Source organism: Paenibacillus xanthanilyticus, from assembly GCF_042682185.1.
GTDB classification, from domain to species: domain Bacteria; phylum Bacillota; class Bacilli; order Paenibacillales; family Paenibacillaceae; genus Paenibacillus_Z; species Paenibacillus_Z xanthanilyticus.
Genome location: NZ_JBHUHA010000002.1, coordinates 1407977 through 1434335 on the forward strand (window position 1 = coordinate 1407977; position 26359 = coordinate 1434335).

18 protein-coding genes are annotated in these 26359 nt (G+C 60.1%); 5 read left to right on the forward strand and 13 right to left on the reverse strand.

Annotated features, from left to right (window positions below):
• Window positions 1–408: 408 nt before the first annotated feature.
• Window positions 409–567 carry an RICIN domain-containing protein gene (locus tag ACFSKT_RS23355; RefSeq protein WP_377717758.1) on the reverse strand — a complete coding sequence of 53 codons (159 nt, stop codon included), beginning with the start codon at window positions 565–567 and terminating at the stop codon, window positions 409–411.
• Here ACFSKT_RS23355 and ACFSKT_RS23360 point away from each other — a divergent pair.
• Window positions 560–694, forward strand: coding sequence for a hypothetical protein (locus ACFSKT_RS23360; protein ID WP_377717759.1), 135 nt, complete (start codon window positions 560–562; stop codon window positions 692–694). The genes ACFSKT_RS23355 and ACFSKT_RS23360 overlap by 8 nt on opposite strands.
• Here the strand turns inward: ACFSKT_RS23360 and ACFSKT_RS23365 are convergent.
• The 8 genes from ACFSKT_RS23365 to ACFSKT_RS23400 form a co-directional block, all read right to left on the reverse strand.
• A complete protein-coding gene (locus tag ACFSKT_RS23365; RefSeq protein ID WP_377717760.1) occupies window positions 691–1017 on the reverse strand; it encodes a family 43 glycosylhydrolase in 327 nt (108 codons plus the stop codon). The two genes, ACFSKT_RS23360 and ACFSKT_RS23365, sit on opposite strands and share 4 nt — an antisense overlap.
• Window positions 1018–1037: 20 nt before the next feature.
• Window positions 1038–2471: a family 43 glycosylhydrolase gene (locus ACFSKT_RS23370; protein WP_377717761.1), complete on the reverse strand. Its 1434-nt coding sequence runs from the start codon at window positions 2469–2471 to the stop codon at window positions 1038–1040.
• A gap of 375 nt (window positions 2472–2846) precedes the next feature.
• Window positions 2847–6035 carry a fibronectin type III domain-containing protein gene (locus ACFSKT_RS23375; RefSeq protein ID WP_377717762.1) on the reverse strand — a complete coding sequence of 1063 codons (3189 nt, stop codon included), beginning with the start codon at window positions 6033–6035 and terminating at the stop codon, window positions 2847–2849.
• 302 nt (window positions 6036–6337) lie between these two features.
• A complete protein-coding gene (locus ACFSKT_RS23380) occupies window positions 6338–7441 on the reverse strand; it encodes an ABC transporter substrate-binding protein (RefSeq protein ID WP_377717763.1) in 1104 nt (367 codons plus the stop codon).
• Window positions 7442–7497: 56 nt separating this feature from the next.
• Window positions 7498–8469: a galactofuranose ABC transporter, permease protein YjfF gene (yjfF, locus tag ACFSKT_RS23385; RefSeq protein ID WP_377717764.1), complete on the reverse strand. Its 972-nt coding sequence runs from the start codon at window positions 8467–8469 to the stop codon at window positions 7498–7500.
• Window positions 8462–9502: an ABC transporter permease gene (locus tag ACFSKT_RS23390; RefSeq protein WP_377717765.1), complete on the reverse strand. Its 1041-nt coding sequence runs from the start codon at window positions 9500–9502 to the stop codon at window positions 8462–8464. The genes yjfF and ACFSKT_RS23390 overlap by 8 nt, the downstream gene beginning before the upstream one ends.
• Before the next feature lie 4 nt (window positions 9503–9506).
• A complete protein-coding gene (locus tag ACFSKT_RS23395) occupies window positions 9507–11018 on the reverse strand; it encodes a sugar ABC transporter ATP-binding protein (protein ID WP_377717766.1) in 1512 nt (503 codons plus the stop codon).
• A gap of 84 nt (window positions 11019–11102) precedes the next feature.
• Window positions 11103–12158, reverse strand: a complete 1056-nt coding sequence (locus ACFSKT_RS23400) for an ABC transporter substrate-binding protein (RefSeq protein ID WP_377717767.1) — start codon at window positions 12156–12158, stop codon at window positions 11103–11105.
• A gap of 431 nt (window positions 12159–12589) precedes the next feature.
• Here ACFSKT_RS23400 and ACFSKT_RS23405 point away from each other — a divergent pair, with 431 nt between their 5' ends.
• Genes ACFSKT_RS23405 through ACFSKT_RS23415 form a run of 3 tightly spaced genes read left to right on the forward strand, consistent with a single transcriptional unit; the run spans window position 12590 to window position 16955 of the window.
• Entirely contained in the window at window positions 12590–14383 is a 1794-nt protein-coding gene (locus ACFSKT_RS23405; RefSeq protein WP_377717768.1) for a sensor histidine kinase, read from the forward strand.
• Window positions 14384–14394: 11 nt separating this feature from the next.
• Window positions 14395–15990: a response regulator gene (locus tag ACFSKT_RS23410; protein ID WP_377717769.1), complete on the forward strand. Its 1596-nt coding sequence runs from the start codon at window positions 14395–14397 to the stop codon at window positions 15988–15990.
• The gene (locus ACFSKT_RS23415; RefSeq protein WP_377717770.1) at window positions 15987–16955 is read left to right on the forward strand and encodes a sugar ABC transporter substrate-binding protein; all 969 of its coding nucleotides are present in this window, start codon (window positions 15987–15989) and stop codon (window positions 16953–16955) included. The genes ACFSKT_RS23410 and ACFSKT_RS23415 overlap by 4 nt, the downstream gene beginning before the upstream one ends.
• Window positions 16956–17253: 298 nt before the next feature.
• Here ACFSKT_RS23415 and ACFSKT_RS23420 read toward each other — a convergent pair whose 3' ends face one another.
• Entirely contained in the window at window positions 17254–21783 is a 4530-nt protein-coding gene (locus ACFSKT_RS23420; protein WP_377717771.1) for a glycoside hydrolase, read from the reverse strand.
• 469 nt (window positions 21784–22252) lie between these two features.
• Complete coding sequence (locus tag ACFSKT_RS23425) at window positions 22253–23287, reverse strand: LacI family DNA-binding transcriptional regulator (protein WP_377717772.1); 1035 nt, start codon at window positions 23285–23287, stop codon at window positions 22253–22255.
• A 311-nt stretch (window positions 23288–23598) separates the two neighbouring features.
• On the opposite strand from ACFSKT_RS23425, the gene ACFSKT_RS23430 reads away from it, so the two are divergent.
• Window positions 23599–24921, forward strand: coding sequence for a glycoside hydrolase family 43 protein (locus tag ACFSKT_RS23430; protein WP_377717773.1), 1323 nt, complete (start codon window positions 23599–23601; stop codon window positions 24919–24921).
• A 133-nt stretch (window positions 24922–25054) separates the two neighbouring features.
• Here the strand turns inward: ACFSKT_RS23430 and ACFSKT_RS23435 are convergent, their stop codons facing one another.
• Together ACFSKT_RS23435 and ACFSKT_RS23440 are read right to left on the reverse strand one after the other, a co-directional pair.
• Complete coding sequence (locus tag ACFSKT_RS23435) at window positions 25055–25315, reverse strand: TfoX/Sxy family DNA transformation protein (protein WP_377717774.1); 261 nt, start codon at window positions 25313–25315, stop codon at window positions 25055–25057.
• Entirely contained in the window at window positions 25312–26280 is a 969-nt protein-coding gene (locus ACFSKT_RS23440) for a helix-turn-helix transcriptional regulator (protein WP_377717775.1), read from the reverse strand. Before ACFSKT_RS23440 ends, ACFSKT_RS23435 begins: the two co-directional genes overlap by 4 nt.
• Between the last annotated feature and the right edge of the window lie 79 nt (window positions 26281–26359).

Here is a 26359-nt window from a genome sequence, read left to right on the forward strand (position 1 = left end):
TCACTTATAATGGGCGTAATCATGAAATCTCGGGTGATTATCGCATGACTCCAATGGACCAGACTCCTGGCGCCAGGACGCTTCAGGAACGAGCGGATTCCATCATTCAAAACAATCGGATGCTTCGCCATCGAGCAAGACTTTGCCGCAGCGTCAATGCAGAAATCCGTTCCAAGCTCCGCGACCGCCGCCTCCATACCCGACAAGTGCTAGAGCAGCTCAAGCGGCAGTGGGAGAAGCGCGACTAGGGACAAGAAAAAACCTCCTGTCACGATGGACAGGAGGTTGCTTGGCTACCACCAGTCGTTCCGACGAACATCCCGATCGCGAGCAGAAGCGCCGAGCCGATTTTCCTCAGTCTTGACCTCGCCTACGACTTTTTCTCTGTCTTCACCCTTCCGTTCGCTCTCATCCTGGCACCCGCTCCAACACCCATGCCTGCGCGGCATTGCCGTTGTCCGACCACTGTCGGATGTCCGCGGCATTGGCCGGCGAGGCGTTCGCCAGATCGAGCGCTTTGCCGCTGACTTTGGCGATCAGCTTGTAGGTGCCCGGACCGATGTACACGATCCGCCACTTCTGCGCGTCGTTGTTCAGCCAACTTCATTGCTGCACGTTCGCGCCGTCGGCAGTCGACGCGTTCGCGACGTCCACGACCTTGCCGCTGCTGTCCAAGAGCCGGTCAGCGGGTTAGTGGATCTCCGGCGCCCATATCCAGCCGTTGCGCTCCCCGGTCGCCGGCTTTTGCCAGATCACTTGGGCCGGCGCGTCCTGAATGCCCGTCACCGTCCGGGATCGGCGCAGCTCGAGCCGGTCATACGAAGGCACAGAGGCCATGAAGTAGTAATAGCCGTCCGTGTGCTTATACACCCACGGGTCCGCCCGGTTCGGCGTCACCGCGTTATGATAATAGAGCGAATTCGCGCTCGCGAACTCTTGCAAGCCGATCGCCGCGAGCATCGCGCATAATAACGCGAGCACGAGCGGCTTCGTCATCTTCCCCTTCCGTAACCGCATCTCTCGTCCACCTCTCTTCATTAATCCTTGATAAATGTCGCGTCCGCCCGATCCGTCGCCGTCGATACGGCCTGCACGTAGAACAAGTTGTTGTAGTGCCGGATATAGCAGCCCGCGTAATTGTACGATTCATACGACACACCGCTGGTGCTCGCCAAGCCGGCCCGCTCGAAGAAGGACGCGTCGCTCTTGAACGCGGCCGAGCCGTCGTTCTTCTCCACCCACAGCTCGAAATTCTTATGCCGCAGGTAATAGCCCGGGAAGTTCGCCGATTCCAGCGACACCGTGCCGCTGCCGGCCAAGCCCGGCACGACGCGGAACTGCGCGTCCGCCACGTTCAACACGTTCGTCTCGAGCTTCGCCCGGTACTCCCAATGCCGCAGCGAATAAGCCGGGAAGTTGTAAGACTTGAGGATCAACGGCGTCTGACCGTCGGCAAGCGGAATACCGAAGTTCGGCGTCCCGTCCGCGTTCCAGTACAGCTTCTGCACGCGCGTATGGCGGTTCGGATCGTACAGCGGGTCGCCGCTGATCGCCTTATAATTGCGGGCATGGTAGACGAGGATATCGCTCTTCCCGTCTTCCGAGACGGTGAAGGAATTATGTCCCGGGCCGTATTGGCTCGTATTGACGTTGCTGACGAAGACCGGATTCGGTGATTTGCTCCAGGAGCTCGCCTGCAGCAGGTTGGCGGTATCCGCAGCCGTCAGCAGACCTAAACAGTAACGGTCGTCGGTCGCGCTGGCCGAGAAGGAGATGAAGATTTTCCCATTGCGTTTTATGACCGCCGGGCCTTCGTTGACGGCGAATCCTTGACGTTCCCACGCGTTCGTCGGCCGCGAGATGAGCACCTGCGTCCCGGAGATCGTCCACGGATTGCTCATCGCGGCGATGTAGATGTTCGAATCGCCGACCGAATCCTTTTGCGCCCAAACCAGATAACGCTGGCCGTTGTGCTCGAATGTCGTCGCATCCAGCGTGAACGATTCGAAGTTCATCGCGATCTTGCCCTTCTCCGTCCACGTGCCGGTCAGCGGGTTGGCGCTGGAGGACTCCAGCACGTACTGTCGGATCGCCCATACGTCCTCCGCGCGTCCGGCCGCGAAGTAGATGTACCATTTGCCATTGATGAAATGGATCTCCGGCGCCCAAATATGGGCTCCCATCTCGCCCGTGGCATGCTTGGTCCAGATGACCGTCTCCGGCGCGGTAGCCAGCCCTTGGATCGTCGTCGCGCGGCGAAGGATAATCCGGTCGTACTGCGGCACGGATGCGGTGAAATAGTAATAGCCGTCGGTATGCTTGTAGATGTGCGGATCGGCGCGCTGCGAGATCAGGGCATTGTTGTACGAGACAGGCGCGGCCGAAGCCAACGGCGTCAGGCCGGTCAACAGAATCAGGGAAGCGATGAGCATCAACATCGTTCGGGTCCATCGGTTGTTCCTCTTGGTCATCAAATTGTCTCCTCCTTTTATGCGAAACGTCTCTTGCAATCGTTAGTTCCTCTGCCGAGAAACGAAGATCGCCTCATCCCCCGAATTGTAAGCGGTTACCGCCCTATTACGATTATAGAGAGGCGCCATTTGAAACGTTTGGAGTTTTTTGCGGGTTTGGTGGAACATTTTATTCGGCGGGCAATGGCGTTTCGTGACTCGGTATGGAGCGCGCGTCCTGCGTTCTGCAAGCGAAACGCGTCTAAGCCAAGGATGGGCTGTCCCAAGCTGTGTTGCCCGGATGATCGAATCCAGCGAAATCCAAATAAGCTGACGCCAGTAATTCCGGCGTCAGCTTATTGCTTGGGACTTCACGAATTATCGGTAATTGGGAACCTATTCTGCCCGCGGCAGCGTCGTCACCGTGACCGAAGGGCCGCCCGACGACCAGTTGCCTGCCGCATCTCGCGCTTCGATTGTGAATGTATACGTTCGGGCTGAATTCAGGCCAGTAATTCCTTTCGTGCGCGTATTCCCATCCGTCTCCGCAACGACGGCCGTCCCGTTTATAATTCGATAGCCGGTTACGCCGACGTCGTCCGCCGCCGCCGTCCAGCTGATGAGCGCGATGGCCGTCGTCGTCCCGCCCGATGTCGCCTGGCTGCCGGACGGCCAAGTCGGAGCGAACGTATCGGTCGGCGTACCCGGCGTGCCGTCCGTCTTCAGCGTCGTCACGGTTACGGATGGACCGTCGGTCGTGCAGTTGCCGGCTCCGTCGCAAGCCTCCACCTTCAGGACATACGTCGTATTCGGCGTCAAACCTTCAATGCCTCGCGTGCGCGTATTCGCATCCACGCTTGCCAACTCCGTCGTGCCATGGATGATCCGATAGCGAGCTACGCCGACATTATCCGCTGCCGCCGTCCAGCTGATGAGCGCGATCTGCGTCGTCGTGCCGCCTGACGTCGCCTTGCTGCCCGCCGGCCACGTTGGCGGCGTCATGTCGTACGACCGCGTCGTAAAGACGAGCGTCGGTCCCGTCGTGGACCAATTGCCGACTGCATCGCGAGCCTCGACCTTGAACGTATACGTCGTTTCGGGCTCTAAGCGATAGATCGGGTATGTCCGTGCTTTGGCGTCCACCTCATACGCGGCCATGCCGTTCATGTAAATTTTATACTTCGTCACGACCTGATTATCTTCGGCGGCCGGCCAGGAAAGCTGAATATTGATGCCATCATACTGGTTGAGATAGACAGCCTGAAGCGTGCTGCCAGCGGGCCAAGTCGGCAGCTCGGCGTCCAGCGTCGTACGGACCGTGGCCGTCGGTCCCGAGGTGGTGTAGCCATACGCGTTGCCAGCTTCGACCCGGAAGGTGAAATCCGTCTCCGCGGGCAGGTTCTGAACCGTATAGCTTGTGGTATCCCCCGGCACTTCGGCAACGAGATATTTATTCATGAAAATGGCATATTTCTCCGGGATCGGCTCGCCGGCTGGATAGGTCCACGCAAGCGATACGCTATTCTCGGTTACGGCCGTCGTCTGGAGAGATCCGGGCGCGTATGGCGGAAAATTTCCAATATTGTCGGTTATATTCAGGAAATTAGAGAAGGTCAAGCTATCGTTGCCGGCCGCGTCAACTGCAGAAAGATAAATGGAGCCGCTTCCGAATCGACTCAAGGCTCCCCAATCCGCCGTGTAGGTTAGCGTATTCCCTGGCAGCTCCGCGACGATTTGCCCGTTTATATGAATCCGGTATTGATCGACGCCTACGTTATCTTGCGCGGCAGGCCAGCTCCATACATCCCCTTCCACCGTTACCCTGCTGCCGGCAGGCCACGTCGGAGCCTCCCCGTCCTCAGGAACCCGATACATGACGAGCGAGTTACCGATACGGCCATACCAACTATCTTGGTCCCAGAATGGCGTAATATTGGTCGTGGACAGCCTGGTCTCTGTCCGGATCCCATCTTCCAAGCGGCTAATGTATAAATCTTTTTGATAATCTAGGTAATAATGGGCTGTTCCAAACATCACATCGCCGTTGCTGCCAACCGCAATTACATCCATGAACGTGGTCTGCTGCGTAACCGGCTGCTGGACGCCGTCCGGAGAAACAACCCGCAGCAGAGAAGCATCGTCTGGACTTATTGATCGGTAAGCGATCCATCCGTCATTCATCACAAAGTGGTCGACGCGCGCAGCCAATTCGGAAGCGCTGCCGTCCGATTTGACCAGCATTAATGTACCGTGGCTACCCTCGACCAGGTTCTCTCCCTTCAGGAAGAGAACATTCGATCCGTCAGTAATGGCGCGTCCGTTCGTGAGGCTCGTGTCCTGCGTCAGCTTCTTCAGAATCCCGCCGCTGTAAAGCATGACATTCCGGTTGCCTGGCTGGGTGAGGCTGAATACGACCGTGCCATTATCCGCAAGGTTCGTTTCCTCGGGCGTCACATAAGCGGCGGACCCAATCGTCTCATTCACGGCCGTGACCAAATTGCGGAGGAACAACTGGTTTCCTTGCGTCGCGTCGACATACTTGGTGAATATGGCATAGCTGCCTTTGACCTTTAGCGAGGAGGCATTCACGCCGCCAAGGTCGACAAGCGAACCGTCTCTCCATTCCGCCAGCTCATAACCGGATGCGCCGGCGGGCTTATATTCGTAGATGGCGCCATGCGGAGTCAAATACGCGCTCGGGATTTCGCTGAATGCCGTAGGGAGCACCGTCTTCGTTCCCGCTGCCAGGTCATGCAGCTCCAACTTCTTAAGCGCGGCATTGTAACTGAGCGCTCGATTCAAGGAAGGCTGCGCATCGAGTACCAGCCCATTCTGGAACGATGCCAATGTATCAATGTGGGAAGAAATAAGCTCAGGGAATACCCGTCGGTATTGGACTACGCTACGCCCAATGGAGTCTAGGGCCGTAAATTTTAAGTATTTTGCGTTCTTCTCCAGGCTTATGTCGGTATCAATCTGGCGGAAATACGGGGTACTGGATATAGGGGATTGATAAGTGTCGATCCTCTCCGTGCTTTCTACTTTCACACGGCAGACAAAGCCCCGGTCATCGATGCAGCTTGCTTTGGCCTTCACATAGGGGAGTGCGGCCGTATAGTCGGCCGGTTCTTCGATCTGCAGCGTCGGCGCTTCATGATAATAGAACGGGATCGCGCGCTCCGTGCTCTCGCCGTTCAGCTCCACCGCGCGGATGATCAGCTTCTTCTCCCCTTTGGCAAGCGCCCCCATATCGAAGCTTCCTTTCCACGCTCGGCAGTTATAAATGTGGCAATCCCGAGAATCATAAATCCCATAGTAGGTTAACGTCGTCTTCACCCCGTCGACTTCCGCCTCGACTCGGGCTAACTCATGAGGTTCATCTCCGGCAAAGGTCACTAACGCCGTGATCTCGAACTTTTTGCCCGCGAAGACCTCTTCCTCGTTGGGGTATTGCTGAACGGAGTCTCCATAAATTCTGGCATCCAGCCCACTAATGCTATCGTTAGGCGGCGAGCCGGCGAACGCATGCTGCGGAATCAAAAGCAGAAGTAAAAAAAAGACCAGGCAGAAACGAACTTTTTTCATCTCCAGGTTACACCTCTTCCCACGCAATAGTTGTCGAAAGCAGAACCAAGCAACAACCGACCGTATCTTTACGAACCGCCCCAGATCCCTCCCTTAATGGGAAATACATGATGACTCCGAAATAGAATACAACAATCAACAAATTGAATCCATATACATTTTTGTCATCTTTTAGGACTAGACTTCAATCGTTTTCAACCCTGTCATCAGAACGACACCTTGCCGTGAGAGGCGGAGGAAAATACCAATAAAAAAGGCCAACCGTGAGTCGGCTGACCTGAACGCGAGTATGCGATTCCATCTCAAAACTTCCGCCCGCTCACGGCCTCCGCCGCGCGCTCCTGCGTGAAAATGTCTTCCGGCGGCACCATGCGCTTCGGCAGCGTCCGGCCGGCCATGATTTCCTTGGCCGCCTGCATGAGCTGCGGACCGATAAGCGGGTTGCACTCGACGACGGCGTTCAGCTTGCCCGCCGCCAGCTGCTCGAGCGCGCGCCGCGAGCCGTCCACCGAGAGGACGAGAATATCCTCGCCCGGCTTCAAGCCGGCCTCCTCGATCGCGTCGATCGCGCCGAGCGCCATGTCGTCATTGTGCGCGAACAGCACGTGCGGCAGCTGATCGGCCGGCGCCTGCAGGAAGCCGCGCATGATCGCCCGGCCTTTGTCCTCCGTGAAATCGGCCGGCGCGCTCTGGGTGATCGTCATGTCCGCGCGGGCGGATACGACGCTGCGGAAGCCTTCCCCGCGCTGGATGGACGGCGCCGATCCGCTCGTCCCCTGCAGCTCGGCGATCCGGATCGGGCCCGGCAGATGGCGCAGCCGGTCGAGCAGATACTTCCCGGCCTTGACGCCCTCCTCATAGAAATTCGAGCCGATCGTCGTGACGAACAACGACGTATCCTTCACGTTCACGGAGCGGTCCAGGATGACGACCGGGATGCCAGCCGCCTTGACCTCGCGCAGAATCTCCTCCCAGCCTGACTCCACGACGGGCGCGATCGCGATGACGTCCACCTTCATCGCGATGAAGGAACGGATCGCCTCGAACTGCTTCTTCTGCGATTGCTCCGCGTTCTTCATGACGAGCCGGATGCCGGACTCGGCGGCCGCCTCCTGCACAGACGCCGTGTTGGCGACGCGCCAGGCGCTCTCCTTGCCAAGCTGCGAGAAGCCGAGCGTGATCGGCGTCTCGGGCTTCGTCTCGGATGCCGAGGTCTGCTGCCAATCGCCGAACGACGGGAAGGCTTCAGTCTGGGTCTCCGTCGTCGCGGCCGGCGCAGGGGGCGGCTGGGCGGTATTCGCGCTGCAGCCTTGCAGCGCAAGCACGGCAAGCAGCGCCAACAGACTTAGCAACGCCGCATGAACGACATTGCCGTTCTGGATGATCCGCCTCGTGTTTCGCCTCATGTTCCGCCCCCTTTTCCCCGCCGCCCGCCTTCGCGAGCGCACCGCATTTAATGATTTTACGATGATGTCTTTATCGAAACGCGACGTTCGCTTAATAACCGTTGGAATAGAATGAAGACGAACAAGAGCAGGCCGATGACGATCTTCGTCCACCACGAGCTGAGCGTGCCTTCGAAGCTAATTATAGTTTGGATGACCCCTTGGATCAACACGCCGATGAACGTGCCCGCGACGTAGCCGACGCCGCCCGTCAGCAGCGTGCCGCCGATGACGACCGCCGCGATCGTGTCGAGCTCGAGCCCCATCGCGTGCAGGCCGTAGCCGGAGAGCATGTAGAACGTGAACACGACGCCGGCCAGCGCGGAGCAGAAGCCGCTGAACGCGTAGATGAGAATCTTCGTGCGCGCCACGGGCAAGCCCATGAGCAGCGCGGACTGCTCGCTGCCGCCGATCGCGTACGCGTTGCGGCCGAACCGCGTGTAGTGCGCCAGATAGATGGCCCCGGCCACGACCGCGAGCGCGATGACGACGTTGATCGAGATGAAGCTGTCGCCGGGCAGCGCGATCTTCGTCTGGGCGACCTTCGTGAAGAAGCCGTTCGTAATCGTGATCGTGTCGATGCTGATGATGTAGCACAAGCCGCGGGCGAGGAACATGCCGGCCAGCGTCACGATGAACGGCTGGATTTTGAAATAATGAATGATCGCGCCCATGATCGTGCCGAACGTCGCGCCCATGACGAGCACGAGGGGGATGACGACCGCCGGCGACCAGCCGTGCTGCTCGACCAGGCTCGCGCTCACCATCGTCGTCAGCGCGATGACCGAGCCGACCGACAGGTCGATCCCGCCGGAGACGATGACGAAGGTCATGCCGACGGCCGTAATAATTAGGAACGCGTTGTCGATCAGCAGGTTGAACAGCACCTGCGCGGAGAAAAATCCGGTATACCGGAACGAGCCCGCCGCGAACATGACGGCCAATAGGCCGAAGGTGACGAGAATGGGTACGTATTTGCGGTTAAGCATGGCGGGTAACCTCCTGTTCGGCCGGGTAATGCCGTTTCTTCCACCGAAGCGCCAGCGTCTTGCGGAACGACTCGGATTGGATCAAGCAGACGGCGAGGACGACGAACGCCTTCACGACGAGCGTAATCTCCGGCGGCACGCCGATCATGTAGATCGTGGTCGTGAGCGTCTGGATAATAAGCGCGCCGACGACGGTCCCCATCAGATAGAACCGGCCGCCATTGAGCGACGTGCCGCCGATGACCACGGCCAGAATCGCGTCCAGCTCATACCAGAGACCCGCGTTGTTGCCGTCCGCGCTGGACACGTTGGCGCTCAGGATGAGACCCGCGATCCCCGCGCACAAGCCGCAGAACACGTAGACCGCCAGAATGACCGTACGCGAGCGAAGACCTGCCAGCCGGCTCGCGTTCGCGTTGCTGCCGACCGATTCGATGAACAAGCCGAGCGCCGTCCGGCGCGTCAGCAGCGAGGCGAGCACAAGCATCCCCGCCACGATAAAAATAGAGAACGGCAAAGCGGCCAACGAGCCTGCGCCGATATATTCATAGTTCGAATTGGAGACGGTAATGATCTGTCCGCTCGTAATAAGCTGCGCGATGCCGCGTCCGGCCACCATGAGAATAAGCGTGGCGATGATCGGCTGAATGCGAGTCACGGTCACGAGCGCTCCGTTCCAGAGCCCCAGCACGACCGACAGCAGGACGGAGGCGCCGACCGCGGTCAAGACGAGCATAATCGAGCTTTGATCCGTCCCCTTGCTGATCGATAAGCACGCGATGGCGCCGGAGATCGCGACGATCGAGCCGACGGACAGGTCGATGCCGCCGGTCGCGATGACGAGCGTCATCCCGATCGAGACGAGGATCAGCGGCGCGCCGAAATTGAGAATATCGATGAGACTTCCGTACAGATTGCCATCTCGCAGCACGAGCGAGAAGAAATCCGGCGAATAAAGAAGATTGAATAACAGTAATGCGCCTAACACGCACAGCGGCCAGAATAGATGATGCCGGACCAGCTTGCCCCCCATAGTCTTATCCCCCTGCCATCGCTTGCATAATTTGCTGCGAATTGATTTGATCGCCGCTTATCTCCCGCACGATCGCCCGGTCCCGCAGCACCGCCACCCGGTCGCTCACCCGGATGACTTCCTCCAGCTCGGACGAGATGAACAGCACCGACATGCCCTGCTTCGCGAGCGACAGCACCAGCTTCTGGATTTCGGCTTTGGCGCCGATATCGATGCCCCGCGTCGGCTCGTCGAGAATGAGCAGGTCAGGCTCGGTCAGCAGCCAGCGGGCGAGCAGCACCTTCTGCTGATTGCCGCCGCTCAAGTTTTTGATCAGATGCTCGGGATTCGGCGGATTGATGTTGAGCATCTTGATATACTGCTCCGCGATCTCGTCCTGCTTCTTCCGCGGCAGCGGCCGGAACCAGCCCCGGGTCGCCTGGAAGGCCAGAATGATGTTCTCGCGCACGGTCAAATCGTCGATGATGCCCTCTGTCTTGCGGTTCTCCGAGCAGAAGGCGATGCCTTGATCGATCGCGCCGCGCGGGGACTTCACGCCGCTCCCGCTGTCTGCCACAGTAAGCTTCCCTTCGTCGCTGCGGTCCACGCCGAACAGCAGCCTCGCGATCTCCGTCCGGCCCGATCCGAGCAGGCCGGCCAAGCCGACGACCTCGCCTTTGCGGATCGTCAGGTCGAACGGCTTGATCGCGCCTTTGCGCCCAAGACTCGTCGCGGTCAGCATCGTCTGGCCGGCCGAGCTCTGCGTCTCGGCGGACAGCTTCGGCAGCTCCTCCAGCAGCTTCAACTCTTTGCCGATCATCTTCAGCACGAGCTCGAACCTCGGCAGCTCGGCAGCCATATATTCGCCCTCCAGCTCGCCGCCCCGGAGCACCGTGAGCCGGTCCGACATTTCGTACACCTGATCCAGGAAGTGGGTGACGAACAGAATCGCCAGCCCCTCGCTCTTCAGCTTGCGCATGATGCGGAACAGCTGCTGCACTTCCGTCTGATCCAAGCTGGAGGTCGGTTCGTCGAGAATGAGCACCTTGGCGGAAATGCTGAGCGCCCGCGCGATCGCGACCAGCTGCTGGATCGCGACCGAATACGCCTGCAGCGGCGCCGTGACGTCGATGGACAGGTTCATCCGTTCCTTGAGCAGGCGCTCCGCGTCCTGATTCATTTTCTTCCACTGAATGCGGCCGAACTTCCGCGGCTCGCGGCCGATGTAGATGTTCTCGGCGACGGTCAAGTTCGGACAGAGGTTCACCTCTTGATACACGGTGGTGATCCCGGCCTTCTGCGCCGCCAGCGGACCCGAGATCGAGACCGCCTTCCCTTCCATCAGGACGCTGCCTCCATCGATGGAATACACGCCGGTCAGCACTTTGATGAGCGTCGACTTGCCCGCGCCGTTCTCGCCCATCAGCGCGTGCACTTCGCCGGGGAACAGCCGAAAATCCACGTTCGACAGCGCCTTCACGCCCGGGAAGCGTTTCGTAATTCCCGTCATTTGCAAAATCGGGGCTTGCACCTTCACGTCGATTCCTCTCCTTTATTCAGAAGACAAGTCCCCCGGCCCCGACTTCGAGCCGTTGAACTTGTCTTCGCGATTGGCATCCGATTAATATTGGCGGGACGGCAGCGCTTCCTTCGCTTGCTCCGACGTGAACGTCGTCTCGTCCGTCACGATGCGGGCTTCGATCTCTTTGCCGTCGACGACCGCTTGCACCGCTTCCATCAGCTGCGGTCCGAGCAGCGGGTTGCACTCGACGATGAAGTTGATTTTGCCGTCGGCGGCTGCCTGCATGCCGTCCTTGACCGCGTCGACCGAGATGATGACGATGTCCTCGCCCGGCTTCAGACCCGCGGCTTCGATCGCTTGGATCGCGCCGAGCGCCATATCGTCGTTGTGCGCGTACAGGACGTCGATGTCCTTGTGCGCCTTCAGGAACGCCTGCATGACTTCCTTGCCTTTGGCGCGCGTGAAGTCGCCGGTCTGGGAAGCGATGACCTTCAGCTTCGGATTAGCGGCGATTTTCTCCTCGAAGCCGGCCTTGCGGTCATTCGCCGGCGCGGAGCCCGTCGTGCCCTGCAGCTCGACGATGTTGACGTCCTCCGCCGCGTCCTTGTATTGGTCGGCCAGCCATTGGCCGGCTTTGCGTCCTTCTTCGACGAAGTCGGAGCCGATGAACGTTTTGTACAGCGTCTTGTCGGCCGAATCGACCGCGCGGTCGGTCAAGATGACCGGAATGCCCGCGTCCTTCGCTTCCTTCAGCACCGTATCCCAGCCCGATTCCACGACCGGCGAGAACGCGATGACGTCGACCTTCTGCTGGATGTAGGAGCGGATTGCCTTGATCTGGTTCTCCTGCTTCTGCTGGGCGTCCGAGAATTTCAGCTCGTAGCCGGCTTCCTTGGCCGATTCCTGGATCGACTTCGTGTTCGCCGTCCGCCAGCCGCTCTCCGCGCCGACCTGGGCGAAGCCGAGCGTTATCTTCTTGTCGCCGGCAGCCGCGTTGCCTCCGCCGTTATTGGCAGGAGCGGTCGTTGCCGCTTCGTTGCCTCCCGTGTTGCCGTTATTCCCCGTATTTCCGCCGTTGCCGCCTCCGCAAGCGGTTACAACACTCATCATGACGGCAAGCGATAATGCCAGTCCCCATTTTTTCTTTGGTTTCATTCGTGGTTAAGCCTCCCTTTGTGGTTCACCGTGATCGGGTGTGAACTCAGTATAGCCCCGTCCGGCAGGGGCCTTATATGGACTGCGTTGCGTGTTCAATTTAAAAATTTTGGCAAATTCCCCCGCAAGTCCGCCGCGAAGTGTAATATTTTTTGTGAAAAGTGCACTATCCCGCGAAGGTCTTAAAAGCGGGATAAAGCATGCTATAATTAATAAAAACGATATAAGCTGAACTAGTATACTAACAAAGGGCGGAGCAAGAGAGGTGAATCTGAAGAAGCGCCAGCGGTCGCCTTTGTGAACGGATATCAACCCTATTCAATTACAATCAGGATATCCGTGAACAACAGCGATCGAAAGATCACCACTCTTGCGTAGCGATTTACTTTGTAAAGGAACTAATCAGCTTATATCTACCGGAGAGGAACACAATGAACGTCGTCACCTGGATCTCATCCAGCCTTCGGGCCAAATTGCTGAGCATGTTCATCATTCTGACCGCGGTCCCGCTGCTGGCGGTCGGGCTGATCTCCTACCAGAAGTCCTACACGGCCGTCTCCGATCACAGCAAAGCGTCCACCCGGCTGGCCGCCGATCAGCTGGCCCGCAGCCTGGATATCTTGTTCGAAGACACCGAGCGCATTCTGGAGATGGGCAAAAATCCGCAGGTACGGCAATTCCTCTATTCGCAATCCGAAACCTACCAGGAAGCCAAATCCATCCTGCAGACGTTCAAGCTGTACCGGGAGACGTACAAGTACGACAAGGTGCTGAACATCGCGATGGTCAATTTCTACGGCAAAGGCATTAGCGAACGGAGGGGCGTCTTTCAGCTGGACCGCAACCCGCTTCGGAATCCATACTTTCAATATGTCACGCAATATCCGGACGCCGTCCTGCGCATTCCGCAGTCGGACGCATCGGCGTTCAACCGGCTGGACGGCTTCGCGTACCCGAATCAGAAGGCGCTTTCAATCATCGCGGCGATCAAGCAGCGCATCACGCACGAGGTGATCGGCTTCATCGTCATCGACTTGAACGAAGCGATGATCGACGATTTTCTCGCGAAGACGACGATCGGCCAGACCGGCTTCTTCTATATTAACGATCCGTACGGCAAGGCGGTGTTCCAGCCCAAAGCCGAGCAAGCCTCGCCCGCCGTGCTGGCGCAGATCGCCGAGCAGCCGATGACCGCGGCGCAGGACGGCTTCGTGCTGTCGACCAAATCCAAGCCGCAATTCGTCGTGTACAGCACGTCCAAGGTAACCGGCTGGAAGATCGTCGGCGTGGCGCCCTTCCAGGAAATCATCGCGGAGGCCAACGGCATTCGGCAGCTCATCATCGTCAGCGTGCTGCTCAGCGCCGTATTCGCGCTCACCCTCTACTTCTTCCTGACCAACCGCCTTACCCGGCCGATTCAAGTGCTGATGAACAAGATGCGCAAAGCCGCGGGCGGCTATTTGGACGCCAAGGTGACGCCGACCGGGACGGACGAGATTGCCGATCTGGGCAACAGCTTCAACATTATGCTGGAGAAGATCAAGAGCCTGATCGACAACAACCGGCGCGAGCAGGAATTGAAGCGGATGGCCGAGCTGCGCACGCTGCAGGCCCAGATCAATCCGCATTTTCTGTACAACACGCTCGATTCGATCATCTGGATGGCGGAGGCGGAGAAAAAAGAAAGCGTTATCAAGCTGGTCAAGGCGCTATCCCGCTTCTTCCGGCTCAGCCTGAATAAAGGCCGCGATTGGGTGACGATCAAGAACGAGCTCGAGCACGCCCACAACTATCTGGTCATCCAACAGATGCGGTACCACGATATTCTTCGGTACGAGATCGTGGTCGATCCGGAGCTCCAAGTGTACCCGATACTGAAAATGACGCTGCAGCCGCTCATCGAGAACGCGCTCTACCACGGCATCAAGAATAAACGCGGCCAAGGCCTCATCACCGTCGGCGGGTACGTGGACGGCAAGGACATCGTCCTGACCGTGACGGACGACGGCATCGGGATGAAGCCCGAACGGCTCGCGGAGCTTCGCGAGGAATTGGAGAAGCCGATCGATTCCCTGGCGCCCCAGTCGGACGATCATGAGGGCGGATTCGGCCTGCTCAACGTCCATCACCGGATCCGGCTCTACTTCGGCGCGCCGTACGGCATCGAGATGGACAGCGTCTACCGGGAGGGCAGCCGAATCTCGATTCGCATTCCAAAACAGTAAGGAGGGTCACGATGAAAAAAGTGATGATCGTGGACGACGAAATTCTCATTCGCGAAAATATGCGCAGCTGCGTGGATTGGGAGAAGGAAGGCTTCCACTATTGCGGGGACGCGCCAGACGGCGAGATCGCCCTGCCGCTGATCGAGGAATGGATGCCGGATATTCTCATCACGGATATCAAGATGCCCTTCATGGACGGTCTGGAGCTGGCCGCCGTCGTCCGCAAGCAGATGCCGGCGATCAAGGTGATTATCATGAGCGGGCACGACGAGTTCCGCTATGCGCAGAACGCGATTCGCCTCGGCGTCGAGGACTACTGCCTGAAGCCGATCAGCGCCGCGGAGCTCGTCGAGCTGCTGCACAAGGTCGGACGCAAGATCGACGAAGAGCAGCAGCGGCTCAAAAGCCAGACCGTGACGAAGGAGCGGCTGCTCGCGGACTTGTGCGGCGGACTGATCGGCACCGGCGAAGCGATCGAATGCGCCAAGGAGCTGTCCATTCCGCTGTCGGCCCGCTATTACGCGGTCGCCATCTTCGATATCCGGCAGCCGGACGCCGCCGACCCGCAGGAGACGCGCGTCATGAACGGCCTGCGCGAGACGATGGACCGGCAGCTCGTCCCCGGCATCGACCGGCTGTCGTTCATGCGGAGCCGGACGGAGCTGGTCGTCATCTTCAAGGGCAGCTCGGCCGAGCGCATGGCCGAGTGCCTCGGGCAGATCGGCGCGGGAGTGCGGACGGAGCTGGAAGCGAGGTTCGGCTGCGACATCTACACGGGCGCCGGCAGCGTCCAAGAGCGCATCCAAGGCATCCACGTCTCCTATCTCGAAGCGGAGGAAGACAAATACATCGCCCGGCTGAAGCAGCAGAACAAGGCCGCGCTCGGGGACCCGAACGAGACGGCGCATGTGGACGTCCTGCTGGACCGCGCCGCCTTCCTCGACTTTCTGAAGGTCGGGGCGCCGGCGCGGCTGGAGACGTTCGTGCGGGAATTCGCGCGCGAGCTGCAGCCGCTCCATTGGACCTCCTCCTCGTACGGCTTCTACCTGCTGAACGACCTGACGCTGGAAGCGTTCCGCGCCGCCCAGCAAACGTTCCGCACCGGCTTCGATCCGAGCGACGGCATCGGCCGTCTGCAGCAGGCGATCAAGCAGGTCGCGACGTGGGAGGATTGCGTTCACTATTTGTGCGGGCTTCTTCGGGAGCTGTGGCGGTGGCGGGCGGAAGCCGCGGACAAATACGGCGACATCATCAAGAGCGTGAAGGACTACATCGTTAGCCAATACAACAACGACCAGCTCTCGCTCAAGGTTATCGCCCAGCATGTCCGCATCAGCCCGAGCCATCTTAGCAAAGTGTTCAGCCAGGAGACGGGCCAGACGCTGACCGAATATTTGACCCAGGTGCGGATCGGCAAGGCGATGGAGCTGCTGAAGACGACGCGGCGCAAATCGTTCGAGATCGCGTTCGACGTCGGCTACAACGACCCGCATTATTTCTCGAACCTGTTCAAGAAAATAACGGGCATGACGACCAAGGAATACCGGAACCAAGGCGGCACGGAGATCAAAGAATCCGCCATGCGATCGGAAGGGCGAATGGCATGAGGCACGCGCGAAGACTGCCGCCGGCCGCGCTGGCCGCGCTCCTGGCGCTGACGCTCGGCGGCTGCTTCGGCGGCGAGTCCGGTCAGCTCACGCCGTCGTCCGGCTCGGGTGCCCCGCGGGCCGAAGCGCCGCGCCCGCTTACCGAGACGTTCGGCATCATCTATCCGATGGCCTATCCGACGTACGAGACGGTGACGCAGGACGCGAGCGCCGCGGCGGAGGCGCACGGCGTCGCCCTTATCGCGAGCGCGCCCGACGAGGCGAACACGGAGCAGCAGATCCGCATCATGGAGACGATGATCAAGCAGCAGGTTGCCGGCATCGCGATCTCCCCGGTCGATTCCGACGCGCTGACGCCAGTCATCGACAAGGCGCAGGCCGCCGGCATCCCGGTCGTCACGTTCGAGTCGGACGCGCCCGGCAGCGCGCGGGCCGCCTACGTCGGCGCGGACAATTACTTGACCGGCAAGCAAAGCGCGATCGCCGTCAGCCAGCTGCTCGGGGGCAAAGGAATGATCCTCGTGGAGAACGGCATGGAAGAGATGCTCGGCATGCGGCAGCGGCTCGCGGGCTTCATCGACTACTTGAACGCGAACTCCGCGATCGACGTCCTCGAGGTGCACCATAACCAAGGCAGCGAGGAGAAGGCGATGAGCGACATCGAGACGATGATCGAGGCCCATCCCCACTTCGACGCCCTGGTCGGGCTGGACTTCGTCTCGGCCTCCGCGTCGACGCTCATCTGGAAGGCGAAGGGCTTGGACCGCCTCGCCGTCTCCATGGGCATGACGACGACCAGCGAGGAGGCGCTGCTGAACGGCCAACTGGCCGCCGTGATCTCGCAGCGCGAAGAGGATTGGGGCGCGCTCATCATGGAGACGCTGCTGGCGGCGAGCAAGGACGAGCCGGTCGCGGAGCGGATGGAGACGGGTATTCAGGATATTCGGCAAGATGATGTGAGGTAACCAGGGTGTGAATAGGGGCTGCGCCCCTTGGACCCCGCTTTTGTTGTACTCCCTCCCCCTTCCCCCTCCGCCGAGGGGAACCATAGGACTTTGCCCTCTGGACTCCCTCTTTCGTACAGCCACAACTGTTCGCGGTCGGCGGGCGGGCTTGAACGAGGCACGCTTTTGTCCTGTCGGACAAGGCTTCAGCGGGTTTTGAAATCAGTCCTTCTATAGGCCACGGATGCTGGTTCGTCATTTCCCTCAATAAACACAAAAGACCTGCAGCGCTCGCCGCAGGTCTTTTGCCTATGTTTGCTTATTGAAGGATGAGCTTCGCCAGCGCAGCCAAATCCGCGATGTCGATCTTGCCGTCGCGATTGATATCCGACTTGGCCGCTTCCGCCCAATCCGGGTCCGCGCTCGTCTTGCCGTAGGATTTGGCCACGAGAGCCAGGTCGCCGATGCTGACCTTCTCGTCCTCGTTGACGTCGCCGGGAGGCAGCTTGACGATCGCGTCCTCGAACGCGCGCAGCGCCGCACTGAGGTCGCGAAGCGCTTGCTCGACCGTCTCCTGCGTGGCGCCCGCGTTGTCCGCGACCGCCGAGGCCGACGCGATCGCCTGCGCCAGCGTGTTCTTCGCCGCTTGCGGCGCTTGGCCGACGCCCGAGCCGGCGGCCGTGCCGTCATGCTTGGCTTGCGCTTCTGCGATCAGCGCGCGCAGCGCCGCTTTGTCGATCGTGTTGATCTGCACTTCAATCGCGTCGCCCGCGAGCGGGGTTTCGTCGCCTTCGCCGTTGGCGGCGGATGCCGCCTGCAGCGCGATCGACGCGAGACCCGATTCGCCGTCGGCTTTGACATTGAAGCGCAGCTTGAACAGCTCGCCGCCGTCCGCGTCACCGCTCTCGCCCGTGCCGATCTTGGCGAGAAGCAGCCGGGCACGGCCTGGCTCATGATCCTGTCCGACCAACCGATAGCCGTCATTCAGCAGCACGATGCCGTTATCCGCCAGCTCCAGCCGCTCGGCGTCGTACGCAACGACTATGTCCTGCGCCAGGAAAGCTTCGCTCGGACGCGGAAGCGCGACCGTCGCGTCGAACGCTCCCCCGCTCTCCGCGATCTCCGGGCCGGTTAAGGTCAACGCGTTCGGCTGCTCTCCGCCCTGCGCCGCCTTTTCGACCTTCAGCCAGCTGATCATCGGCTTTCCGCTGCCGGCTTTCACTACTTTGACGACAAGCTCGCCGTTTGTGACCTGAACATCCGCGAACTCGTGCGATTCCCGTTTGTCCCCGATGACGTAATTCGCCAGCTTCGTCTCCCCGCCGACCGTCACGTTCATGACCCGGTTGTTGTCCTTCCACGGATCGAAGAACCCGGCCGTTACCTTGTAGGTCCCGTTCGGCAGCTCGAAGCGGTACGCCAATCCTTTGCCATTCGTCGTCCCGTCGTATTGCCGAATGGACTCATACGCATCGACCGGCGCAGTATGGGCCCACGTCCGGCCGTCGTCCGCTTCGTAGCCCCATTTCATCCCCGTGATCGGATCGGCACCGTATGGCTGCTCCTCCAAGGATTGCAGCGAGCCGAGCGTCTCGCCCGCCTCGGGCTGGCCGGTCGATCCGTCGCCGGCATCCACGTAATACAGGAGCGGACTGCCCTTCGGGGTGCCTTCCGCAGGAAGCGATTGCGCCCGGCCGGCCGTTCGCTCGGCAATGACCTGGAAGACGTAGGTAGTGTCGTTCGTTAGCCCGCTTACGATTGTCGTTCTTGGATTGGCCGGGATTTCGATAGCCCCGGCATCCGGAGCGTTCTTCGCCTTATAGCGGATGAAGTAGTCGCTCGCCCCTTCGACCTCGCCGTATTGCAGCGCGATTTGCCCGTCGCCGGCTTTGACCTCGTAAATTTCGGGCACGGCGTCGAAGCTGCTCGCGTCGCGCGTGATCTGCAAGGCGGAGAACTGCGCGTCCGCCCAGCTATGCAGTCCTGCATAGCCGCTCGTATACAGCGTATCGGTCACGTCGAACAGCTGCTTGTCGTCCGCGAACGCTTGGATGCGTTTGCCGTCCAGCTGGACCTCCAATTTGTACAGCTCGCCGAGCTTCGCCGTGAATGGAACCGGCACCGCGAGATTCGCGCCGTCCTTCCGAAGAACCATCGCGCCGTTCTCGAAGCCGAACCAATACCCCTTCGATCCCGCCCCTCCGCGGAACACGACGCCCCAATCCGCGCCGGCCGTCGCGTGCTTGGCAACCGCCGTGATCGTGCCGTCGATCACCTTTACGTCTTTCACGCTGAGCTCGCCTTGATGGTCGCCGCCGGAGGCATGCTTCATCAAGCCTTCTTCGATCGTCCAAACCCCTACGTCCTGCTGATAACGGGACATGTCCCCGCGATCGAACGCATCCTGGAACCGGACCTCCTCCGCTTGCGGCGTGGCCGTCTTCTCCGCATAGCCGGTACCCGGACCGCCCTTGCCGACCGTGGAGACGCGGATCGCGACCGGCGTGCCGTTCGCAAGCCCCTTCAGCTCGAGCTCGGTTCCGGTCTGCCGGCTCGACGCCGCGGCAATTGCTTCGCCCGAAGCATACTGGACCGCGTACCCGACTGCTCCTTCGACCGGGGCGAATTCGAGGCGGACCGAGCCGTCGCCCGGGATGGCGATGATTTTGCCCGGCGCCGGAATGTCCGGCTTCACTTGAAACTCCGCGGTCGGCGCGCTGACCTCCGAGCCGTCGACGGCCTCGACCACGCCGTAATAGACGGTTCCGTTGCGCAATCCCTCCACATTGAGGCTGCCGGTCGAATCGCCGCTCGCCGTCTCGGCCGTATACGCTCCCGGTTCGGTGCCATAGCGCACCCGGTAAGACGGGACGCCGGCTTCGGCCGGGAAGCGGACCGCAAACCCGCCATCGGTCCCCGCGGCGGCGACTTCCGCCGGCGGCAGCAGCCGCGGCGTGCCGGTTACGCGCTTGGACGGCGGACCGAAGCCATTGCGGTTGCCCGCGCGAACCGTGATCGCGTACGACTTGCCGTTCTCCAGCCCCTGGAGCAAGACGGGCGCATCCGTCGATTGCGTGACGGTGCGGTCTTCGGTCTCGCGCTCGCCCCGGTAGCTGACTTCATATTCGGTGGCGCCTTTGGCCCCTTCGAATGCGATCTGGAGTCCTTTGTTCAGCGGCGTCACGCCCGTCACTTCAGGAGCGGCCGGCTTATCGTTGTCCTTCACGACATCGCCGGTCAGCGTGACGACCGAGCGCGGCGGAATGACCGTCTCGAACGTACCGTCGGCTTGCACCTCGGCGTCCTGCCCGCGACCCAGGTCGGAAGCGTCGTTCGTGACGTACGACTGCATCGCGAATACCGCTTCGTTCTTGCCTAAGCCGCCGAGCGCGACGTTGACCGGCTTCGCCTCGGCGCTATCGTTGACGAACACCGCCGTGACGGTCTTCTCCTCTTCGTGCCGATAGGCCGACCCGAGCAGCCCGCTTCGCGCCGCTTCATCGATCCCGGTCAACTGAACGCGATCCGCGCCGGGACGGATGAACTTGCTGTAATTGCCGAGCGTCCACAGCATCTTGGAGGTCAGGATGTTCTGCTCGTCGTCCGGCAGGTTGAAGTCGGTGTAGATCAAGCCGTCCTTGTAATCCTCCTTGGAGACGGCCGTCCACCACTGCCAAGCCGAGGCGTTCGCCCGCGTCAGGTCGAAATGGATCGTCCTGGCCACCACCAGCGCGGGGGACATGCCCAGATCGCGACCCGGTCCGTAAGAGCCGAGAATGCAATATTCGCTCATCCAGTACTTCGCGTTCTCGTCGTATTGCTTCAGGTTCTCGGCCAGCAGCTCTCTGAGCTTGCCTAACCGATCATCGCCCGGATTGCTGTAGTCGGACCAGTAGGAATGGGAGGCGATCTTGTTGCCGACGGCTTCCTTCAGCTCGGGGTCGCCCAGCAAATCCTTGATGTATTCGCGGTATTTGCCCAGCCCGAGCGCGTTGGCGCCGCCTTTGTACTGCTCCTGGTTCGCGAACGCCTTGTAGACGGCGTCGTCCAGCAGCGCCGTAATTTCGACGCCGTCCGGCGCGCTGATCTGCGCATCGATGCCGCTCGCCTGCAGCTGGCGGTACAGCTCCAGGATGACCTTTTTCATATCCTCGTTGTTGTACCGATTGCCCTCCTGACCGGCTTTGTTCCAATCCCACGTCGGCTCGTTGATCGGGCTGATATAGTCAAACGCGAGACCCTCTTGTTTGAAATGCTCCAGGACGTCGACCAGGTAAGCCGCGAATTCGTCCTCGTACCCTGCCTTCAAGTTCGTCGACCCGACGGTCGCGTCCGGCTGCCCATGACCGTTCTTCGTCATCCAGACCGGCGGACTGTTGACGAAGGCGATCAGCGTATCGACGCCCCGCTCCTTCGCGGCCTTGAGGAACCATTGCTGGCCGGCCTGCTTGCTCCAATCGTAGGTGTCTTCCGCGGACATCTTGAACGCCTCCGCCCGCCGCCACGGATTGCCGATGATTGCTTGATCCGTCTCCGTCGAGCCCGCGCCGATGTTGAACCGCCACGCCGAGAGGCCGATGCCTTTGTCCCGCGAGAAGAGCAGGTCCGCCACCTTCGTCTTATTCGCGTCCGTCCAATGCTTCCCCAGCTGCTCCATCGACCACGCGTCCGATGCCCCGAAGTTATCGATGGCTTGGAACGTCGTGGAGGCATCGATCACGATGCGGGTTACCGGCTCGGCCGCCGGAATGACCGGATCGGCCGCGTAGAGCGGTCCCCCGTACAGCGAAAAGCCGCACATGCCCGCCAAGATCGCGGCCGTGCTCGTCTTCAATCGTTGTCGACTCAACGTCTTCCCTCCTAGCAAAATTCGTTCATAATTCGCGCTATTCCTCACCGGTAAATCAAGATTGCTGCTGATCGTTCTCCGGCTTGCGCAAGCCTTCCCGCGCCTTCGGTCGCCTCCTTAACCGGCCTGCCGCCGGCGAAGATGCCCAGTAGTGAAATGGGTTTCATGAAACCGGTTTCTATAGCGGGCGAAAAAAGAGAGCGCATCTCGTCGCTCTACATGAAAGGGGTTTCATAACTCGATTTTACCGCTTGCCGGTCGCGGGCTGCATCGAACTAAATACTCATTGCACACGCGCCCGGCGGAGCTATTTTTGTCGCATTGTGTAGGGGAGGGAAAACACCGCTTGCGAGGCTTCGCGATGTGATGGACGGCCCAACACCGTTATTTCGTCGCCTACGTCACCGTCACCCGCCGATAGTCGGCCTCGCGCCATTATTTCGCCGCCGCCCGCACATCGACATCCGAGCTACGTCGTCCCCGGCGCCGGTCCCGTGCTTTGCCGGACGATGAGCTTGGGCTGCAGCACCGTGCTGCGCTTGGCGGGCAGGCCGTTGTTGATCTGATAGATCCGCTCGACGGCGAGCCTCCCGAGCTCGTTCGTATTCTGCGTCACGGTCGTCAGCTCCGGGATCACGGCCGTGGACAGCGGCGAATCGTCGAAGCCGACGATCGAGATATCGTCCGGAATTCGCAAGCCTCGCTCCGTCGCCGCCTTGATCGCGCCGATCGCCGTGAAATCGTTGACGCAGATGACCGCCGTCGGCCGGTCGGCCTGATCCAGCAGCTTCGCCGTCAGCTCCCTGCCGGCCGCAATCGAGAATTCGCCATAGAGCAGCCGGTCCTTGCGCAGGCTGAGCCCGTGCTGCTCCAGCTTCTGCTTCACCGCCTTCACCTTCTGGATCGTCGTCGTCAGCTCCTCCATCCCGCCGATGAACGCGATCTCGCGGTGTCCAAGGTCGATCACGTGCTGCGCCGCTAGCGCCGCCCCGGCCGCTTCATCCGTGTACACGCGATGCAGCTGGCTTTTGGCCAAATGGCCGTTCACGAGCACGACCGGCATGCCTTTGGCGGTATCGACGACTTCCTGCGCAAGCGCGGACGGGCAATTCGCCAAGTTGATCCGTCCCCCGACGAAGATAATCCCTTCCACCCGCTTCTCCCGCAAAATGGACAAGTATTCCGACTCTCTGCCGTATTCCCCCGCCGAATTGCACAGGAAGAACGTATAGCCCTTCTCCCGCGCTTCGTTCTCCGACCCCCAGAACACCTCCGGGAAGAACGGATTCGTAATGTCCGGCACGATCATCGCGATGGTGCCGGTCTCCTTCTTGATCAGGCTCCGCGCCAACGCGTTCGGCTGGAACTTGTGCTTCTCGATGACGCGCAGGACCGCCTCTTTCGTGCTGGCCTTGACGGGCGCCGTGCCGTTCAGCACCCGCGATACCGTCGTAACCGAGACGTCCGCTTCCTTCGCGATATCGTAGATCGTAATGTTCTTCATGCCGCCTCACCTACCTCATTGTTGTCTTCATGATAGCAGATGAAGGCTGGGCCTGAAACCCATTTCATTTCTTCGTCCCGGAAGAGGATCCCGCTAGCGCCTTGCCTCCCCTTGTTGGATGCCTATCGCCCCATTCGCGTAACAGAACCCACTTTTATCACATCAAACTCCCTATGCGCCGCGAGGCCGCAGGTCGTATACTCTCGTCGGAACTTACACCGCTCAATGCTGCATTCCCAATCTTAGGATTGCGAACGCAAACCAATGAGCTTGGGCTTTCCAAATGATCCATGCGAGGAGTTGATCGATTCATGTATTCCCGTTTCATCATGCGCCGAGGCGTGTCCTGGCTGCTCTGCTGTTGTCTCCTGCTCGGCTTGTCGCTTGCCTACCGTCCCGCCACCGCTCATGCCGCGACCAACGTGTACACAATGTCGGCTTTTACGAACGCGAGCGAATCCAACCTGTATATGTACCAGTCGTACAACGCGACGAACTACGGGCTGATGAAAGGTCCGGCGTATACGCCGCCAACCGGGCTTATCCGCGACCCGAGCATCATGAAGCACACCGACGGCAGCTATTATATCGTCTACACGACGAACTGGAGCGGCAACACGATCGGCATCGCGTCCAGCCCGGACCGGCTGAATTGGACGTTCGTCCGCAACGTGACCTTGACGCTGCCGAGCGGCATCGGGCATACGTGGGCGCCGGAATGGTTCAAAGACACGGACGGCAGCTTGAACATCATCGTCTCCCTGTCCCCGGGCAACTACGCCAATTTTCTGCCCTACAAAATCACGGCGGCCTCCGGCAATCTCGCCACGACATCGTTCTCCGCGCCGGTCGCTCTCCAAGGGCTCGGTCCTAATTATATCGACACGTTCATCGTCAAGAGCGGAGGCACGTACCACGCGTTCACCAAGAATGAGACGACCAAATACATCGAATACGCGACGGCCTCCAGCTTGACCGGTCCTTATACGTTCCAACGCACCGGCGATTGGGCCGGCTGGGGCTCCTGGGTGGAGGGTCCCGCGCTCGTGCAGCTCGACAACGGCGCATGGCGCATCTATTTCGACTCCTATACCGACGCCGAATACTACTACAGCGACTCCTCCGGCGGTTTCCTCGCCTGGACGGCTCGCAAGGAGCTGACCCAGCTGTCGGGGACGGTGCGTCACATGACCGTGCTTAAGGAAACGGGACAGCCGGGCGATCTAAAGCGCGTCGAGTCCTACAACTATGCCGGCTACTACATGCGCCATTCCAACTATCAGGCCCGTCTCGACCAGAACGTCAGTCCGGCGGACGACGCCCGCTTCCGGATCGTCCCGGGCCTTGCCGCATCGTCGGGCGTATCCTTCGAATCGGTCAATTATCCCGGCTACTATTTGAGGCACAAAAATTACGCCCTCGTGCTGGAGAAGGACGACGGCACCGCGACGTTCAAGAACGACGCCACCTTCGTGAGAACGGCCGGGCTGGCCGCTTCAACCGGCTGGAGCTCTTATCGTTCCTATAATTACGCGGACCGCTACATTCGGCATTATAACAACGCCTTGAGAATCGACCCGATCTCGACCGCGCAGGAGAAAGCCGACGCCACGTTCCGCGAAGTTACGCCGTAAAGTTGAATTGGGGCATCTCGAGATCATCGCGGATGATGACGGATGCCCCTATTATCCCGTTGCGCTTCATGTTTCGCTCCTGAACGATGAAGCGGCCCACCTTCCCGTCTGGTCACGTTCCACGGCCCACGTTTCACGCTTCTTCGGCCTGCCGCTTCAATTCCGCTCTCCATGCCGGCGACAGCTCCAGCCAATGTATATCCAGGAGCGCCCCTTCCAACGCATACAACGCGACGAGATTGATCTGATCCGGATACATCGCCTTGAGCCTCCTGTATGCCCCCAGGGATCCGACGCGGCTCAGGTCTTCAACCCCCCGCACGCCGATCTGGCGTAGCAAATGTTCCGTTTTCGCGCCAATGTTTTTGAGCCTCATCGTCTTCCGCATCGTCATTTCCCCACCTCCTCGTAGACCGACATCGTCTCCCGCAGCTGCTTCACGATCATCCGCCTTAATTCCGACGGCTCCTCCACGACGGCATCCGCCCCGCAGCCGATGAAGAAGGAAGCCGCCCAAGCCATATAGTCCGGCGATATGCCTCTGCGTATGTACCCCGTGCCGTCTTCAAGCATCGTTAAGCCGCTCCCGAGCCAAGCATCTCCGCGGCAGCGAGTTACCCCTCGCTTCGTGAGCCGCACGCATAATCGATGCGTTTCCCGGCTTTCCGTCCGATCCCGCTCCGCGCGGAACCAATCCGCGATATCGAGCGCGCCGTGATCCCGCAGCGCGGATTGGTCTTCGCTCTGGGCAACGCGTCTCACCCGATCCGCTCGAAACAAGCGATACTCGCCGCTGCGTCCATCGTAAGCGGGACAATACCAGAGGCCGTTCATCGCATAGAGGCCCACGAGCTGAACGTCTATTTCGGTTTCCCCATGCTCGGACGCATACGAGATCCGAAGCCGTTTTTGTTCCAAGGCTCCTTCAAGCAAAGCGGGCAATAGCGGCGTTTCCACCGGGCGGTCGGGAACCCCGAACAGCAGACGGCGCCGAAGCGCGTCGATTCGCGACTTCGCGTCCTCCGGCAAGATACGGTAAAACTTGGCAAGCGCGCTTCGCCAGTTCGATTCCAGAGGCAAATCCCGATAATGCGTTAGCGATTGAGCGACTAAAAATAACCCTTCCGCTTCTTGCTCCGCAAACGTGATCGGCGGCAGCGAGCGTTCTTTCAGGATCCGGTAGCCCCCATGGACGCCAAGCTCCGCATAGATCGGCACGCCCATTGCGCTTAGCTCGTTCATATCGCGAAGCACTGTCCTTTTGGAGACGTCGAACCGATCAGCAAGCTCTTTCAACGTAAACTTTTGCCTGGTATTGATGGTTAGCAGCAGTTCGACCAGCCGCTCCGTCTTTTTCATGTCTGATCACCCTGTTCAAAATATAGCATAGAAAGGCGACAAGTTCTGTCCACATTAGACGGTATATTGATCGTGTAGA

Coding starts and splice junctions, on each gene's coding strand:
- ACFSKT_RS23360 (WP_377717759.1), top strand. CDS start 560: ATGTACACGATCCGCCACTTCTGCGCGTCGTTGTTCAGCCAACTTCAT.
- ACFSKT_RS23365 (WP_377717760.1), bottom strand. CDS start 1,017: ATGCGGTTACGGAAGGGGAAGATGACGAAGCCGCTCGTGCTCGCGTTA.
- ACFSKT_RS23370 (WP_377717761.1), bottom strand. CDS start 2,471: ATGACCAAGAGGAACAACCGATGGACCCGAACGATGTTGATGCTCATC.
- ACFSKT_RS23375 (WP_377717762.1), bottom strand. CDS start 6,035: ATGAAAAAAGTTCGTTTCTGCCTGGTCTTTTTTTTACTTCTGCTTTTG.
- ACFSKT_RS23380 (WP_377717763.1), bottom strand. CDS start 7,441: ATGAGGCGAAACACGAGGCGGATCATCCAGAACGGCAATGTCGTTCAT.
- yjfF (WP_377717764.1), bottom strand. CDS start 8,469: ATGCTTAACCGCAAATACGTACCCATTCTCGTCACCTTCGGCCTATTG.
- ACFSKT_RS23390 (WP_377717765.1), bottom strand. CDS start 9,502: ATGGGGGGCAAGCTGGTCCGGCATCATCTATTCTGGCCGCTGTGCGTG.
- ACFSKT_RS23400 (WP_377717767.1), bottom strand. CDS start 12,158: ATGAAACCAAAGAAAAAATGGGGACTGGCATTATCGCTTGCCGTCATG.
- ACFSKT_RS23405 (WP_377717768.1), top strand. CDS start 12,590: ATGAACGTCGTCACCTGGATCTCATCCAGCCTTCGGGCCAAATTGCTG.
- ACFSKT_RS23410 (WP_377717769.1), top strand. CDS start 14,395: ATGAAAAAAGTGATGATCGTGGACGACGAAATTCTCATTCGCGAAAAT.
- ACFSKT_RS23415 (WP_377717770.1), top strand. CDS start 15,987: ATGAGGCACGCGCGAAGACTGCCGCCGGCCGCGCTGGCCGCGCTCCTG.
- ACFSKT_RS23425 (WP_377717772.1), bottom strand. CDS start 23,287: ATGAAGAACATTACGATCTACGATATCGCGAAGGAAGCGGACGTCTCG.
- ACFSKT_RS23430 (WP_377717773.1), top strand. CDS start 23,599: ATGTATTCCCGTTTCATCATGCGCCGAGGCGTGTCCTGGCTGCTCTGC.
- ACFSKT_RS23435 (WP_377717774.1), bottom strand. CDS start 25,315: ATGACGATGCGGAAGACGATGAGGCTCAAAAACATTGGCGCGAAAACG.
- ACFSKT_RS23440 (WP_377717775.1), bottom strand. CDS start 26,280: ATGAAAAAGACGGAGCGGCTGGTCGAACTGCTGCTAACCATCAATACC.